Genomic DNA, 14,400 nt, shown 5'->3' on the forward strand with positions numbered 1-14,400 from the left:
GTCAACTCCTGGCGTAGGTGCACAAAAAGTAGGGCTTTGCTGGGGTGCTGACCATTCGATAGTCAATCAGGCGCAGATCCAACGTCTGGTTCTGCCGACGGCCCACCGCAATGACGCCAATCAGATGCGAATGTGGTGTCTCCGTGCTGATGGCGCGAACATGGCCACTGGACGGATCGACGCGCTGCGAGATCACCCCTAGCACCTGGCCGTTCGTGTGGATCAGGGGCTGCCAGTCACTGGCTTTCTGATGCAGACGTGCCGGACGCCGCATGATCCAGCGAGTTACCTTTTCCAGGGGCGTGTGATCCTGTTCGGTAAGGTTGTTGAGGCTCCACTGGTGATCGGATCCGTACAGGTATTGCTCCAGCGCCAATTTGTCAGTGTCAGATGACCAATCGACAGTGCACCCGATTGCGGTGATGAAAGAGGTGCCTTGGTGTTGCTGTCTGAACCGGTGTCGCACTACCAGGGAGAGAGGTAGAACTTTATTGGGCAGATGCAGCAACGCATTGATGCATTCATCGTCTTTCAGGTCGATAGGCACCTTGCCATATATGCGGCAGCCGTCAATGGACAGGTTGTCGATGACACAGGGCAGCCTGTTCGGACCCCTGAACAGTTCAATGGCGTGAGGTACCCCGAACCGGTGATTCTTTCGGCGGTAGCGCGTCTTGAATCCCGCGAATCGGATCACCGACGAGGCAAGCACGACGTTGATGAGCGACCAGATGCATGCCAGCATCAGGCCCTCCAGTCCGATGTGGCCAAACGCCAGATAGAGGGCAACTCCAATGGGGATGGCGGTCAGATTGAGGAGATACACCACCTGCACAGGCCGGGTGGCGCCTGAACCGCTTTGTCCCGTGTGTTCCTTGTCGGTGACCTTGAAGGACAGTGGTCGTTTCCAGAAGAGGGAGAGAGTAGCGTAGGCAAACGCGAAGAACCGGGCTAGGTTGTACTGCTCCACATACAGGCTGCGGCCGTACCCTCGCGCCAGCTCTTCAAACACAAGGTAGTTGAGGACAATGAAAGGCAGCCAGTGAAGCATCAACGTGCCCACGTCCGTTCGCAAAGGCAACTGGCCTGTCCACAGCGAGTACACCGGCAGGAAGTAGAGAATGGCCTTCTGCCAACCGTCAAAGTAGGTCGAGACAGACGCGAAGTAGTTCAGGCGCTGCGCGATGGTCAGTCCCTTGGCGAACAGCAGTCCTTCCTGGCGCCACACCTGCATGGCACCCTGACCCCAGCGAATTCGCTGTGTGATGAACGGATCCATGGTGGCAGGAGCGATTCCGAACGCAAGAGATTCGGCGTGGTACACCGATTTCCATCCGGCCTTGTGCAAGCGAATCGAGGTGTGGAGGTCTTCCGTGATGGTGCTGGTGGCGAATCCACCGATCCCATCCAGGGCAGAGCGGCGTGCAATGGCACAGCTTCCGCAGAAGAAGGCTGCATTGAAGAAGTCCTTCCCACGCTGGATCACCCGAAAGAACAAGGACTGCTCGGTCCACACCAGCCCTTTGGCGTTGCGCTCCCGATGCTGGAATGAGTCCGTGTTGTAGAAATCCTGCGGGGTCTGAACAAAGGCGACATCGGGGTCACGGAAGTAGCCCAGAGTTCTGGTCAGGAAGTGCTTGTTGGGTACGTGGTCAGCGTCAAAGATCGCGACGAAGTCTCCCTTTGCGTGTTGCAAGGCGTGGTTGAGGTTGCCTGCCTTTGCATGTGCGTGGTCTGTTCTCGCCAGGTACTTGGCACCCACGCTGCGAGCGAGTTGCTCCATCTCGGGGCGGTTGCCGTCGTCCAGAAGCCAGGTGGTGTGTGGCAGGTCCATGGCTACGGCGGCAGCCAGCGTGCGTCGAACGATGTCGACCGATTCGTTGTAGGTGGGGATGAGCACGTCAATGCTGACATGACCCAGTGGCGGGGGAGGTGTCCTCTCGGTCAACCGCCAGGTCATCCAGATGTGCAGTGCGCCCATGACAACGCCATACAGCTCTGCGACCAGCAGGACATAAGAGAGGCCAACGGCTTCGGGGTTGATGGCCGAGGGACGCCAGCTGAAGTAGAACGCCGTGGCACCAACGAACAGCGCCAGGAGCCAAGGCAGGTGCCATGGCGGTCCTTGAACCCTTGTCGAGCCTGGGCATCCTCCGCTCGCTGCCGGGCCTCGTGAACCTTGATCGGACGTCTCGTTTGGGTCCATGTTCTTCCTCTTGCCGGTCGACAGCTGTCGTGGACGGTGTTCCCTACCTGGCTGTGGTTCAACAACTCTGCAGGTGATCAACAGAAAGTGTCAATGTTGATTCAAAATATAAACATTGATATTTTGACAGAATAATGCAAAATGCAAACCGAAAAATTATTAAATTGCATTCAATCTAAATATTGCATTTTTCTGCAAGCCAATAGTTCATATGGACTAGCCTGCTCAAATCATGTCCAGAGAAAGTGACTCCAGCTTGAGGAGAGCCTTGGAATGCGTGCTCAGGGACCCACTGGCGCGCATCCCTTCCACGTTGCTCGGGGAGTTCTACGCGCACCAGTTGCGCCACCGCCGGAGGTTTCTCCTGCTCATCAATGTGCTGGGACAGCTGGCGTTTCTGACATACGGATGGGCGGATCAGCTGGTGATTGCTGATCAAGCTTTGGCGTCATGGATCCTCAGGGTGGGCTATGTGGCGATGATGGTCGTGCCGACTTACCTGGTCTTCTACCGATTGCAGAACGTCTTGCTGATGGATGTGTTGCTGCCGGTCTCCATCGTTGGCGCCGCCGGAATCTGGTTCTGGCTGCTTGCGCAAAGCACCGACCCCCATACTGCTGTGTATCAGTACGCATCCCTGATCTTCATTGTGTTGGCCAACCTCGGGATTCAGGTGAGCTTCGTTGCGGCACTCATGCTGTCTGTGGGCATTTCCCTTGTGGTCGGCGTAGGAGTTCTGAATGTGACGAAAGCGAACATGCACGACGTGTTGATCTTCACGCTCGTTTACTACCCGGTGTTTTTCTTCAGCCTGTTCATCAGCTGGAGCAACACCGTTTCGCGGAGAAAAGAGTTCGCTCAGGCGATGCTCAACGAGCAAGCGAAGCGGTCACTTGAGGCCAGCAACCGTGTACTGGACCAACTGGCGCATACCGATGCGTTGACCGGTTTGGACAACCGCAGACAGTTCGAGAAACTGGTCAGGTATGAGTTGGCCAGAAGCGCAAGGACACATCAACCCGCCTGCATGATGCTGTTTGACATCGATCACTTCAAACAGATCAATGACACCCGCGGACATGATGTTGGCGATCTGGCGCTCAAGTCCATGGCAGAGGTGGCACGCATGCAGATTCGCGAACAAGACGCGATTGCCCGCTATGGCGGTGACGAGTTCGCCGTGCTGCTCACCAACACGTCCCTGGAGGCTGCCATGGTGGTGGCAGAGCGGGTACGGCGCTCGATTGAGGTCTGCACCTTGCAGCTCCCGACAGGAGATACCCTGCGCATGACAACATCGATTGGTGTGGTCGGCTTCGGCCCGACAACGAGGAGGCTGGAGGATCTGGTGTCTTTGGCCGACCGCGCTCTGTACCTTGCCAAAAAAGGAGGGCGCAATCAGGTTGTCCGGCAAGATGAGCCAGAAACGGTCACCTAGTCAAAGGCCCATCAGGGACTGCAAGGGTTCCTGATGGGCAGATGCACTCCAGGCGTCGTGAGTCAACCCAGGGCCTTGACCACCGCATCGCCCATTTGTGCGGTGCCCACTTTGGTCGTGCCTTCGCTCCAGATGTCGCCAGTGCGCAGGCCCTGGGCCAGCACCTTCTGTACGGCGGCTTCGATGCGCTGGGCGGCTTCTTCCTGGTTGAGCGAGAAGCGCAGCATCATCGCGGCCGACAGGATGGTGGCCAGCGGGTTGGCGATGCCCTTGCCCGCGATGTCGGGCGCGCTGCCATGGCTGGGCTCGTACAGACCCTGGTTTTTGCTGTTGAGCGAGGCCGAGGGCAGCATGCCGATGGAGCCCGTGAGCATGGAAGCTTCGTCGGACAGGATGTCACCGAACATGTTGCCGGTGAACACCACGTCGAAGGCCTTGGGGTTCTTGACCAGTTGCATGGCCGCGTTGTCCACGTACATGTGCTCCAGCGCCACGTCGGGGTACTGGGCGTGCACTTCGATCACGGTGTCCTTCCAGAACTGGAAGGTCTCCAGCACGTTGGCCTTGTCGACCGATGTCACCTTCTTGTTGCGTTTGCGTGCGGCCTGGAAGGCGACATGGGCGATGCGCTCGATTTCCGGCTTGGTGTAGCGCATGGTGTCAAAAGCCTCTGGTGCACCTTTGAACTCGCCGTCCGGAGCCTCGCGGCGGCCCCGCGGCTGGCCGAAGTAGATGTCACCGGTCAGCTCGCGGATGATCAGGATGTCCAGGCCCGCCACCAGCTCGGGCTTGAGGCTGGAGGCACCCACCAGCTGTTCGTAGCAGATGGCGGGGCGGAAGTTGGCAAACAGGCCCAGGTTCTTGCGCAGGCCCAAGATGGCCTGCTCGGGGCGCAGCGGACGGTCCAGCTTGTCGTATTTCCAGTCGCCGACGGCGCCGAACAGGATGGCGTCCGCCTCCTTGGCCAGCTTGAGTGTGGACTCGGGCAGCGGGTGGCCGTGCGCGTCGTAGGCGGCGCCACCGACCAGGGCCGATTCCATCTCGAACTTCAGGTCTAAGGTCTTCAGGACCTTCACCGCTTCGGCGACGATTTCGGTGCCGATGCCGTCACCGGGGAGAACTGCGATTTTCATTGTGGCTTGCTGTTGAAGAGAGTTACATGGTGTGGGCGAGCCACGGTTTGGTCGCCAGACGCTGCTTTTCGAACGCCTCGATCTTGTCCTTGTGGCGCAACGTCAGGCCGATGTCGTCCAGCCCGTTGATCAGGCAGTACTTGCGGAAGGCGTTGACCTCGAAGGGAATTTCCTCACCCTGCGGCTTGACGATGACCTGGCGCTCCAGGTCGATGGTCAGCTGGTAGCCCGGGAAGGCGGCTACTTCGTTGAACAGCTGGTCGACCTGGGATTCGCCGAGCACGATGGGCAGCAGGCCGTTCTTGAAGCAGTTGTTGAAGAAGATGTCCGCGAAGCTGGGGGCAATGACCGCGCGGAAACCGTACTGGTCAATGGCCCAGGGGGCATGCTCTCGGCTGGAGCCGCAGCCAAAGTTCTTGCGGGCCAGCAGGATGGAGGCACCTTGGTAGCGCGGCTGGTTCAGCACGAAGTCCGGATTGGGCTTGCGCTGGCTCTCTGGCACGCCGGGCTGCCCGGGCTGGTCCAGGTAGCGCCATTCGTCGAACAGGTTGGGGCCGAAGCCGGTCTTGCGGATCGACTTGAGGAACTGCTTGGGGATGATGGCGTCGGTATCGACGTTCTCGCGGTCCATGGGGGCCACGAGGCCGGTGTGAAGGTTGAATTTCTGCATGATGTTGGGTGTCAGTTGGTCGCGCCCTTGACCGCTTCGCCGGCTTTCTCCAGGCCGGAGCCGACCGCCTGGCCGGCGGCCTTGCCGCCTTCGACGGCCTTGTCCTTGACCAGGATGGCCTTGTCCACCACCACGTCCTTGACCTCGATCGCTTTGTCCTTGACGACATGCACGTCCTGCTTGACGCCTTGCACGGTGTTGCAGGCAGCCAGCGACGTCAGCGCGGCGACGGTGATGAGGTTGAGCAAAGGCTTGAACGTTGGCATGAGGGGACTCCAGTGAGAAGGGCTCGGGACGTGGCTCAGGCGATGGTCCGGATATCGACGAAGTGGCCGTGAATGGCAGCGGCGGCGGCCATGGCCGGGGAAACCAGGTGGGTTCGGCCACCAGCGCCCTGACGGCCTTCAAAGTTGCGGTTGCTGGTGGAAGCGCAGCGCTCGCCGGGTTCCAGGCGGTCGGCGTTCATGGCCAGACACATCGAGCAGCCGGGTTCCCGCCATTCGAAGCCCGCGGCCCGGAAGACTTCATGGAGACCTTCGCGCTCGGCCTGTTCCTTGACCAGACCCGATCCTGGAACCACCATCGCCAGCTTCACGTTCTTCGCGACCTTCTGGCCCAGTTTCTTCACCACGGCAGCGGCCTCGCGCATGTCCTCGATACGGCTGTTGGTGCACGAGCCGATGAAGACCTTGTCGACGTGGATGTCGGCCAGCGGCTTGCCCGGTTGAAGACCCATGTAGGTGAGCGCACGCTCCATGGCGTTGCGCTTGTTCGGATCCTTTTCCTTGTCGGGGTCAGGGACGGCGGCGGTGACGTCCAGCACCATCTCCGGCGAGGTGCCCCAGGTCACCTGCGGCAGGATCTGGCTGGCATCGAGTTCGACCACGGTGTCGAAGACGGCATCCGGGTCGGAATGCAAGGTCTTCCAGTAGGCAACCGCCTGATCCCACTCCACGCCCGTGGGGGCCAGGGGGCGACCCTTGACGTATTCGATGGTCTTGTCGTCCACGGCCACCAGACCGGCGCGCGCGCCACCCTCGATGGCCATGTTGCAGACCGTCATGCGGCCTTCCATGGACAGCGCGCGGATGGCGCTGCCGGCGAATTCGATGGTGTAGCCGGTACCGCCCGCCGTGCCGATCTTGCCGATGATGGCCAGCACGATGTCCTTGGCGGTGCAGCCCTTGGGCAACTGGCCTTCCACCTTGATCAGCATGTTTCTGGCCTTTTTGGCCAGCAGGGTCTGCGTGGCCAGCACGTGCTCGACTTCCGACGTGCCGATGCCGTGGGCCAGGGCGCCGAAGGCCCCATGCGTGGAGGTGTGCGAGTCACCGCAGACCACGGTCATCCCGGGCAGCGTGGCGCCGTTCTCGGGTCCGATGACATGCACGATACCCTGGCGCTTGGACATGAAGGGGAAGAAGGCGGCGGCACCGAACTCCTGGATGTTGCTGTCCAGGGTGACGATCTGTTCCTTGCTGATCGGATCGGCGATGCCGTCGTAGCCAAGTTCCCAGCCGGTGGTGGGCGTGTTGTGGTCGGCGGTGGCCACCACCGAGCTCACGCGCCAGACCTTGCGGCCCGCCTGGCGCAGGCCTTCATAGGCCTGGGGGCTGGTGACTTCGTGCACCAGATGGCGGTCGATGTACAGGACGGAGGTGCCGTCTTCCTCGGTGTGGACGACATGTTCGTCCCAGATCTTGTCGTAGAGGGTGCGTGCCATGGGTGGGGGTACTCCTGTGGGGAACTGAAATTCTAGGTGGGTGTGGGACCGTCGCCGGCCCGGGAGGACAGGTGGTCCACCAGCAGCCGTGCGCTGACGGGCAGGCTGGAGAAATCGCGGGCTACCAGATCGATGCGCCGGGTCGCCCATGCATCGGTCAGATCAATGGCGCTCAGGTGGCCAACCCCATGCATCAGGTCGAAGGCCCGGCGGGGCATCAACCCGACGCCCAGACCGTTGTGGATCATGCGGCACATGGCGTCCAGCCCCGTGACACGGATGCGCAGGCGGATGCCGCGCCCGGCCCGATGGGCGGCCTCATTCATGGCCAGGTAGATCGAGCTGTTGGCATGCAGACCGACATGGTCAAACTCGAGACTGTCCGCGAATGCCATCCGGGTTTGGTTCGCCAGGGGGTGTCCCTGGGGAACGATGAGCACCAGTCGGTCCTGGCGATAAGGCAGGGTCTGCAGCTCAGTGCCCGCACCGGCGACACCGACATGGCAGATGCCCAGGTCGGCAGCGCCTTCCTGCACCGCCCGCAGTACCTCGGTGGACAGGTGCTCTTCCAGGTCGATCTTGATGGCATCGTGATCCCGGATGAAGCTGCCCAGGTCTTCCGGGAGAAACTGCACGATGGCCGAGATGTTGGCGTGGACCCGGACATGACCGCGCACGCCATGTGCGTACTCGGCGAGTTCACCCTGCATCTTGTCCAGGCTGAACAGGACCGATCGGGCGTGGTGGAGCAGGCTCTGGCCCGCCGGCGTCGGCGTGACGCCCCGGGCGTGCCGCAGGAAAAGGGAGGTGCCGACCGTGGCTTCGAGGTCGGACAGGCGCTTGCTGACCGCCGAGGGGGCCATGAACTCGTTCTCGGCCGCCTTGCCAATGCTGCCGCGCTCACACACCGCCACAAAGAGTTGCAGCGTGGTCAGGTCTAGGCGGCGGGTGAAGGCGCGGTCGGGTGCGTTCATGGGAAGGTCATCGTGTTTCAAGATGACTTTCGGGATTCTCCCTCTTTTGTTGGGTTGGATACATCGTGAATCACGATGTCAGACCCCGCAAAAACAAAACCCGCCACCAGAGGTGAGCGGGTTCGAGTGAAGTGCCTTCTTCGGCACACACCGCGGAACCGGCTTGGCCGGGCCGCTGGTGTGGTCCCCCTTTCAAGGGGGAAGCCGCGAAGCGGCGCAGGGGGTTATCGTTTAAATCCGGCGGGCACGTCACGGCGGGGCGAGCCGGTGAACAGCTGGCGCGGACGGCCGATCTTGTACTCGGGGTCGGCCAGCATTTCGTTGAGCTGGGCGATCCAGCCGACGGTGCGGGCCAGGGCAAAGATGCCGGTGAACAGGCTGACCGGGATGCCGATGGCCCGCTGCACGATGCCGGAGTAGAAGTCCACGTTCGGGTAGAGCTTGCGCTGCACGAAGTAGTCGTCTTCCAGGGCAATCTTCTCCAGCTCCTTGGCCAGCTTGAACAGCGGATCGTTTTCCAGACCCAGTTCCTGCAGCACCTCGTTGCAGGTTTCCTGCATCAGCTTGGCGCGGGGGTCGTAGTTCTTGTACACGCGGTGGCCGAAGCCCATCAGCTTAACGCCGCTGTTCTTGTCCTTGACCTGGTTCATGAACTCGCCGACCTTGGCCACGCCACCGCTGGCCTGGATCTCTTCGAGCATGTTCAGGCAGGCCTCGTTGGCGCCGCCGTGCGAGGGGCCCCACAGGCAGGCCACGCCAGCCGCAATGGCGGCAAATGGGTTGGTGCCCGACGAGCCGCACAGGCGGACCGTCGAGGTGGAGGCGTTCTGCTCGTGGTCGGCGTGCAGGATGAAGATGCGGTCCAGAGCACGCTCGAGCACCGGGTTGACCTTGTAGTCCTCGCAGGGCGTGCCGAACATCATGCGCAGGAAGTTGCCGGCATAGGACAGGTCGTTGCGCGGGTACATGTAGGGCTGGCCGATGCCGTACTTGTAGGCCATGGCGACCAGCGTCGGCATCTTGGCAATCAGGCGGATGGCCGCGATGCGGCGGTGCTCCGGATTGTTGATGTCGGTGCTGTCGTGATAGAAGGCCGACAGGGCGCCGACCAGACCGGTCAGCACGGCCATCGGGTGCGCGTCACGGCGGAAACCGCGCAGGAAGAACTGCATCTGCTCGTTGACCATCGTGTGGTTGATGACGAGCTTGTGGAAGTCGCCGCGCTCCTGCTCGTTGGGCAGTTCGCCGTTGAGCAGCAGGAAGCAGGTGTCGAGGTAGTCGGCTTGCGTGGCCAGCTGCTCGATCGGGTAGCCGCGGTAGAGCAGCTCACCCTTGTCGCCGTCGATGTAAGTGATGGCCGACTGGCAGGAGGCGGTGGACAGGAAACCGGGGTCGTAGGTGAACATGCCGGTCTGCGCGTACAGCTTGCGGATGTCGATGACATCCGGGCCGATGCTGCCCTGGTAGATCGGCATCTCGACGCTGGGGCTGCCGTTGGAGAACGACAGGGTGGCTTTGTTGTCGGCGAGTTTCATGTGCGGTTTCCTTATCGGGATGACTCAAACGGGTTGGCGGGCAGCGCGCAGCAGGCCAAGCACCTGCATCACGTCCGGGTGGGCCTGATCGCCCTGGGGTTCCTTGCGTCCGAGCAGCAGATCCAGCAGATCGTTGTCGGACAGATCCATGAGAACACCCAGCGCGTCGGCTTGGCGGACCGTCAAGCCAGATTCGTGCCTGGCAAAGAAGCGCTCGATGAACAGGTCGTTCTCGAGCAGGCCACGGCGACAGCGCCACCGCAGCTTGCTCAACGCGCGCTCGTCGAGCATCGCGTCGGGCGAAGGCAGGGAGGTGGTGCTGTCGGCCATGTGGGGTAGCGTGATCACACCGCGCGGCGGACCATCAGTTCCTTGATCTTGCCAATTGCCTTGGTGGGGTTCAGGCTCTTGGGGCAGACGTCCACACAGTTCATGATGGTGTGGCAACGGAACAGGCGGTACGGATCTTCCAGGTTGTCCAGCCGCTCGGCGGTGGCCTGGTCGCGGCTGTCGGCGATGAAACGATAGGCTTGCAGCAGACCGGCCGGGCCGACGAACTTGTCGGGGTTCCACCAGAAGCTGGGGCAGCTGGTGGAGCAGCTGGCGCACAGGATGCACTCGTACAGGCCGTTGAGCTCTTCGCGCTCTTCAGGGCTCTGCAGGCGCTCGCGCTCGGGGGCGGGCGTCTCGTTGATCAGGTAGGGCTTGATCGAGTGGTACTGCTTGAAGAACAGCGTCATGTCCACGATCAGGTCGCGCACAACCGGCAGGCCGGGCAGCGGCTTGAGGACGATGTCGCCCTTGAGCGTGTTCAGGTTGGTCAGGCAGGCCAGACCGTTCTTGCCGTTGATGTTCATGGCGTCCGAGCCACAGACACCCTCGCGGCAGGAGCGGCGGAAAGACAGCGTGGGGTCCACGGCCTTGAGCTTGACCAGGGCGTCCAGCAGCATGCGCTCGGTACCGTCGAGCTCGACCTGGATGGTCTGCATGTACGGCTTGGCATCCTTGTCCGGATCGTAGCGGTAGATCTTGAAAGTGCGTTGTGCCATTTTTCAGGTTCCTTGTGTTCGCGCGTTCCGGTCAGAAAGTACGTGGCTTGGGCGGCACGGTCTCGGCCGTCAGGGGCTTCATGCGCACCGGCTTGTAGTCCAGGCGGTTGCCGTCCTTGAACCACAGGGTGTGCTTCATCCACTCGGCGTCATTGCGGCCCAGCGGGCAGGTCGGGTGGTTGACGTCGTGCTCGTAGTCGCGCACCAGGTGAGCGCCACGGCACTCCTTGCGGGCAGCGGCGCTGGTCATGGTGGCCTGGGCGGCTTCCATCAGGTTCTCGACTTCCAGCGCTTCGATGCGCGCGGTGTTGAAGACCTTGGAGTTGTCCTTCAGACCGATGTTGGCGACGCGGTCGCGCAGCGCGTTGATCTTGCGCACGCCTTCGTCCATGGATTCCTGGCTGCGGAACACGCCGGCATGCGTCTGCATGATGGCGCGCATGTCGTTGGCGACGTCCTGCGCGTACTCGCCGTCCTTGCAGCTGTCCAGACGGGCCAGGCGGGCCAGGGTCTGGTCGGCGGCATCCTTGGGCAGGGGCTTGTGCTCCTGCTTGGGGTTGACGTTGGCCACGATGTGGTTGCCGGCTGCCTTGCCGAAGACCAGCAGGTCCAGCAGGGAGTTGGTGCCCAGGCGGTTGGCGCCGTGCACCGAGACGCAGGAGCACTCGCCCACCGCGTACAGGCCATTGACCGGGCGGTCCTGGCCATTGACCGTTTCGACGACCTGGCCGTGGATGTTGGTCGGGATGCCGCCCATCTGGTAGTGGATGGTGGGCACGACCGGGATTGGCTCGCGGGTGATGTCCACGTTGGCGAAGTTGTGACCGATCTCTTCCACCGAGGGCAGGCGCTTGCGGATCGTCTCGGCACCGAGGTGGTCCAGCTTCATGTGGATGTAGTCCTTGTTGGGACCGCAGCCACGGCCTTCCAGGATTTCCTGGCCCATGCAGCGCGAGACGAAGTCGCGCGGGGCCAGATCCTTCAGCGTTGGCGCGTAGCGCTCCATGAAGCGCTCGCCGTTGCTGTTGAGCAGGATGGCGCCTTCACCGCGGCAGCCTTCGGTCAGCAGCACGCCGGCACCGGCGACGCCGGTCGGGTGGAACTGCCAGAACTCCATGTCCTGCAGGGCGATGCCGGCACGCGAGGCCATGCCCAGGCCGTCGCCGGTGTTGATGAAGGCGTTGGTCGAGGACTGGTAGATGCGGCCGGCACCACCGGTGGCCAGCAGCACGGTCTTGGCTTCGAGCACGTAGACGTCGCCCGTTTCCATTTCCAGGGCGGTCACGCCCACGCAGTCGCCGTCGGCATCGCGGATCAGGTCCAGCGCCATCCATTCGACGAAGAAGGTGGTGCGTGCCGACACGTTGGCCTGGTACAGCGTGTGCAGCATCGCGTGACCGGTCCGGTCGGCTGCAGCGCAGGCACGCTGCACCGGCTTTTCGCCGTAGTTGGCGGTGTGGCCACCGAACGGACGCTGGTAGATGGTGCCGTCCGGGTTGCGGTCGAAGGGCATGCCGAAGTGCTCGAGCTCGTACACGACCTTGGGTGCCTCACGGCACATGAACTCGATCGCGTCCTGGTCACCGAGCCAGTCGGAGCCCTTGACGGTGTCGTAGAAGTGGTATTCCCAGCTGTCTTCGCTCATGTTGCCCAGCGAGGCGGACACGCCGCCCTGGGCGGCCACGGTGTGGGAGCGGGTCGGGAAGACCTTGGAGAGCACGGCCACCTTGAGGCCGGCGCGGGCCAGCTGCAGGGAGGCACGCATGCCGGAGCCGCCGGCTCCGACGATGACCACGTCGAACTTGCGCTTGGGAAGGGATGCGGTGGTGGTCATGAATCAGAGCCTCCAGAGAACTTGAACAGCCCAGCCCAGGCAGGCCACGAGCCAGACGATGGTGAAGATGTGCAGGGCCAGGCGGATGCCGGTGGGCTTGACGTAGTCCATCCAGATGTCGCGCATGCCGATCCAGATGTGGTAGGCAATGGCAATGAACACGGCGAATGTGAGCGCCTTCATCCACTGGGGGGCAAAGATGCCGGCCCAGCCTTCATAGCCCAGCGGGCCGCTGGTCAGCAGGACCTTGACCAGCACGATGAGGGTCAGCAGCGCGAAGAGGGCTGCAGTGATGCGCTGGGCCAGCCAGTCGCGCAGACCGTAATGGGCGCCGGTGACGACGCGTTTGGAACCATAGTTGACGGACATGGGATTACCTCTTGTAGTTCGTGGGCGCTCAGTACAGGCCGAACAGCTTGGCACCCAGGACCACGGTCAGTCCGATGGACAGCGCCAGCGTGAAGATGGCCGAAGACTTGCCGAACTCCTTGGTGACGGAGTGCGTCATGTCCATGTAGAGGTGACGCAGGCCGGCAATCAGGTGGTGCAGGTAGGCCCAGATGATGGCCAGCGTGACCAGCTTGACGAACCAGCCCGGCACAAAACCGATACCGGCATCAAAGGCCGCCGTGAAGGTACCGTGAGAAATCTCTGAGGACACCGAGGTGTCGAACATCCAGACGATCAGCGGCAGCAGCAGGAACATCAGCGCGCCACTGACGCGGTGCAGGATCGACACCCAGCCGGCGACGGGGAGCCGGTAGGTGGTCAGGTCCTTGAAGGCATTGATGTTGCGGAACTCGGGCCGCTTCTTGGTCAACTCGGACATGGTGGGGCTTTCTTCCGGTGTACGGAGTCGGGGTTGTAACGCGCTGGTAACTCAAACCAGGGGCCGGCAAATTCTATTGCAACGCACCATGCCCGAAGCTGACACCGGGCTCATTGCTCGGGCATTCCGGTCGGCTAAATACCCCAGGGAGTTCATTTCAGCTCAATTCGTTGTGATAGTGCCTCGTTTCGGTGCGGTACAGCCCGCGCCGAAGCTCCATGGGTACGTCGTTGTAGGTGTAGGCCAGACGTTCAACACTGAGCAGGGGGTGGCCCGTCGGCACGCCAAGAAGGGGGCCGGTTTCGGTGTCCGCGATCACGGCCTTGACCTTCTCGGTGGCTCGAACCATCCGCACGCCCAGTTCGGTTTCGAACAGGGCGTACATGGGGCCCTTGTTGGCGGCCAGGGTTTCCAGTGTCAGGCCCTTGAACGGGCCTCCGGGCAGCCAGAGATCTTCCAGAATGGCAGGCGTCCCGGTAAAGGCAAGGACCCGCCGGACCTGCAAGACCGGGTCGCCGGTGCGCAGGTTGAGCTGGCGCGCCACTTCGGCGGGCGCACGCAGCCGGCGGAAGTCGACGATCTGGCGTTCGGCCGGTCCCTGGCTGTCCGGGTTGCCCTGGTCGGGCAGGACCCGCAGGAATCGGTACTGGATGTGCTGTTCGGCGTGCGTGGCCACAAAGGTGCCCTTGCCCTGCCGGCGCACCAGCAGGTTGTCGTTGGCCAGTTCGTCGATGGCCTTGCGCACGGTGCCCTGGCTGACGCGGTAGCGGGCGGCCAGTTCGATCTCGCTCGGGATGACGTCACCGGGCTTCCATTCGCCGGCCTGCAGGCTGCGCAGGATCAGGGTCTTGATCTGCTGGTACAGGGGGCTGAAGGCGGGTGTGGAGGTGCTGGCCACGCCGGTTTCACCAGGACCTTCGGCGACGGCAGGGCGGCCGTCGCTGACGGTGGAATCGGGTTGAAGACTGGAGTTCTGGGGCATGGCTGGGAGTCTGTGGGACCGGACCGC

General features: G+C 62.3%; 14 protein-coding genes. 1 reads left to right on the forward strand and 13 read right to left on the reverse strand.

Annotated features, from left to right (window positions below):
* Position 1 precedes the first annotated feature (1 nt).
* Entirely contained in the window at positions 2-1,900 is a 1,899-nt protein-coding gene (locus ACFQNJ_RS05005) for a glycosyltransferase (protein WP_382254419.1), read from the reverse strand.
* 583 nt (positions 1,901-2,483) lie between these two features.
* On the opposite strand from ACFQNJ_RS05005, the gene ACFQNJ_RS05010 reads away from it, so the two are divergent.
* Positions 2,484-3,644, forward strand: coding sequence for a GGDEF domain-containing protein (locus ACFQNJ_RS05010; RefSeq protein WP_382254620.1), 1,161 nt, complete (start codon positions 2,484-2,486; stop codon positions 3,642-3,644).
* Between the two features lie 62 nt (positions 3,645-3,706).
* Here ACFQNJ_RS05010 and leuB read toward each other — a convergent pair whose 3' ends face one another.
* The 12 genes from leuB to ACFQNJ_RS05070 all read right to left on the reverse strand — a co-directional run bounded on the left by leuB (position 3,707) and on the right by ACFQNJ_RS05070 (position 14,373).
* The gene (gene leuB / locus ACFQNJ_RS05015; RefSeq protein ID WP_382254422.1) at positions 3,707-4,777 is read right to left on the reverse strand and encodes a 3-isopropylmalate dehydrogenase; all 1,071 of its coding nucleotides are present in this window, start codon (positions 4,775-4,777) and stop codon (positions 3,707-3,709) included.
* A gap of 22 nt (positions 4,778-4,799) precedes the next feature.
* Positions 4,800-5,447 carry a 3-isopropylmalate dehydratase small subunit gene (gene leuD, locus ACFQNJ_RS05020; RefSeq protein WP_374643450.1) on the reverse strand — a complete coding sequence of 216 codons (648 nt, stop codon included), beginning with the start codon at positions 5,445-5,447 and terminating at the stop codon, positions 4,800-4,802.
* Positions 5,448-5,458: 11 nt separating this feature from the next.
* Positions 5,459-5,713 carry a hypothetical protein gene (locus tag ACFQNJ_RS05025; RefSeq protein ID WP_382254424.1) on the reverse strand — a complete coding sequence of 85 codons (255 nt, stop codon included), beginning with the start codon at positions 5,711-5,713 and terminating at the stop codon, positions 5,459-5,461.
* Positions 5,714-5,748: 35 nt separating this feature from the next.
* A complete protein-coding gene (gene leuC / locus ACFQNJ_RS05030) occupies positions 5,749-7,170 on the reverse strand; it encodes a 3-isopropylmalate dehydratase large subunit (protein WP_382254427.1) in 1,422 nt (473 codons plus the stop codon).
* Positions 7,171-7,202: 32 nt separating this feature from the next.
* Positions 7,203-8,144, reverse strand: a complete 942-nt coding sequence (locus ACFQNJ_RS05035; protein WP_382254429.1) for a LysR family transcriptional regulator — start codon at positions 8,142-8,144, stop codon at positions 7,203-7,205.
* A 224-nt stretch (positions 8,145-8,368) separates the two neighbouring features.
* Positions 8,369-9,679 (reverse strand): citrate synthase, encoded by a 1,311-nt coding sequence (gltA, locus tag ACFQNJ_RS05040; protein WP_382254432.1) that lies wholly within the window; start codon positions 9,677-9,679, stop codon positions 8,369-8,371.
* 24 nt (positions 9,680-9,703) lie between these two features.
* Positions 9,704-10,009, reverse strand: a complete 306-nt coding sequence (locus ACFQNJ_RS05045) for an FAD assembly factor SdhE (protein WP_382254435.1) — start codon at positions 10,007-10,009, stop codon at positions 9,704-9,706.
* A 14-nt stretch (positions 10,010-10,023) separates the two neighbouring features.
* On the reverse strand, positions 10,024-10,728 hold the full coding sequence (locus ACFQNJ_RS05050; protein WP_374643387.1) for a succinate dehydrogenase iron-sulfur subunit: 705 nt from the start codon (positions 10,726-10,728) through the stop codon (positions 10,024-10,026).
* Positions 10,729-10,759: 31 nt separating this feature from the next.
* Positions 10,760-12,562, reverse strand: coding sequence for a succinate dehydrogenase flavoprotein subunit (sdhA, locus tag ACFQNJ_RS05055; RefSeq protein WP_374643389.1), 1,803 nt, complete (start codon positions 12,560-12,562; stop codon positions 10,760-10,762).
* 3 nt (positions 12,563-12,565) lie between these two features.
* On the reverse strand, positions 12,566-12,931 hold the full coding sequence (gene sdhD, locus ACFQNJ_RS05060; protein ID WP_374643391.1) for a succinate dehydrogenase, hydrophobic membrane anchor protein: 366 nt from the start codon (positions 12,929-12,931) through the stop codon (positions 12,566-12,568).
* Between the two features lie 28 nt (positions 12,932-12,959).
* Entirely contained in the window at positions 12,960-13,391 is a 432-nt protein-coding gene (gene sdhC, locus ACFQNJ_RS05065) for a succinate dehydrogenase, cytochrome b556 subunit (protein WP_382254440.1), read from the reverse strand.
* 157 nt (positions 13,392-13,548) lie between these two features.
* Complete coding sequence (locus ACFQNJ_RS05070; RefSeq protein WP_382254443.1) at positions 13,549-14,373, reverse strand: GntR family transcriptional regulator; 825 nt, start codon at positions 14,371-14,373, stop codon at positions 13,549-13,551.
* Between the last annotated feature and the right edge of the window lie 27 nt (positions 14,374-14,400).

This window comes from Hydrogenophaga bisanensis (assembly GCF_042665135.1).
Taxonomy (GTDB): Bacteria; Pseudomonadota; Gammaproteobacteria; order Burkholderiales; family Burkholderiaceae_C; genus Hydrogenophaga; species Hydrogenophaga bisanensis.

Excerpts from the sequence above, each read along its gene's own strand:
- gltA (WP_382254432.1), bottom strand. The coding sequence starts at position 9,679 with ATGAAACTCGCCGACAACAAAGCCACCCTGTCGTTCTCCAACGGCAGC.
- leuC (WP_382254427.1), bottom strand. The coding sequence starts at position 7,170 with ATGGCACGCACCCTCTACGACAAGATCTGGGACGAACATGTCGTCCAC.
- leuD (WP_374643450.1), bottom strand. The coding sequence starts at position 5,447 with ATGCAGAAATTCAACCTTCACACCGGCCTCGTGGCCCCCATGGACCGC.
- sdhD (WP_374643391.1), bottom strand. The coding sequence starts at position 12,931 with ATGTCCGTCAACTATGGTTCCAAACGCGTCGTCACCGGCGCCCATTAC.
- ACFQNJ_RS05050 (WP_374643387.1), bottom strand. The coding sequence starts at position 10,728 with ATGGCACAACGCACTTTCAAGATCTACCGCTACGATCCGGACAAGGAT.
- ACFQNJ_RS05025 (WP_382254424.1), bottom strand. The coding sequence starts at position 5,713 with ATGCCAACGTTCAAGCCTTTGCTCAACCTCATCACCGTCGCCGCGCTG.
- sdhC (WP_382254440.1), bottom strand. The coding sequence starts at position 13,391 with ATGTCCGAGTTGACCAAGAAGCGGCCCGAGTTCCGCAACATCAATGCC.
- sdhA (WP_374643389.1), bottom strand. The coding sequence starts at position 12,562 with ATGACCACCACCGCATCCCTTCCCAAGCGCAAGTTCGACGTGGTCATC.
- ACFQNJ_RS05045 (WP_382254435.1), bottom strand. The coding sequence starts at position 10,009 with ATGGCCGACAGCACCACCTCCCTGCCTTCGCCCGACGCGATGCTCGAC.
- leuB (WP_382254422.1), bottom strand. The coding sequence starts at position 4,777 with ATGAAAATCGCAGTTCTCCCCGGTGACGGCATCGGCACCGAAATCGTC.
- ACFQNJ_RS05070 (WP_382254443.1), bottom strand. The coding sequence starts at position 14,373 with ATGCCCCAGAACTCCAGTCTTCAACCCGATTCCACCGTCAGCGACGGC.
- ACFQNJ_RS05035 (WP_382254429.1), bottom strand. The coding sequence starts at position 8,144 with ATGAACGCACCCGACCGCGCCTTCACCCGCCGCCTAGACCTGACCACG.